1 protein-coding gene is annotated in these 249 nt (G+C 58.6%); it reads right to left on the bottom strand.

The genetic code is table 11. From position 1 onward, the window contains the following. Positions 1–231, bottom strand: a 231-nt coding sequence (locus tag FVA95_RS30205) for a carboxyl transferase domain-containing protein (protein WP_304627199.1), incomplete at its 3' end; no start/stop codon positions are given. Positions 232–249: the final 18 nt, after the last annotated feature.

The following is a 249-nucleotide window of genomic DNA, read 5'->3' as shown; positions in this document are numbered from 1 at the left end:
GTACGGACGTTTGCGGTCCATGCCGAAGTTCGTTGAGCGGTGACGGGCGAACTCGTCAAGCTCAGTAAAGGAATCTTCATCGAGTAGCCGTAAGATGCGTTCCCGGGCGGTCATCTTTCCGGTGGCATGTTGCTTTTCGATGGCCGAGGGGGATGCGGCATTGACGGCCTCGTCGATCCTCCGACCGAGGTCGGCGATCTTCCCGGCCGTGGTGTGGATGTCGATCTCCATATGCTGAGACTATCCGTC

It is taken from the genome of Pseudonocardia sp. EV170527-09 (genome assembly GCF_008369905.1).
GTDB lineage: Bacteria > Actinomycetota > Actinomycetes > Mycobacteriales > Pseudonocardiaceae > Pseudonocardia.
Note: the sequence above shows the minus strand (reverse complement) of the source record. Positions and strands in the feature narration are given on the sequence as shown.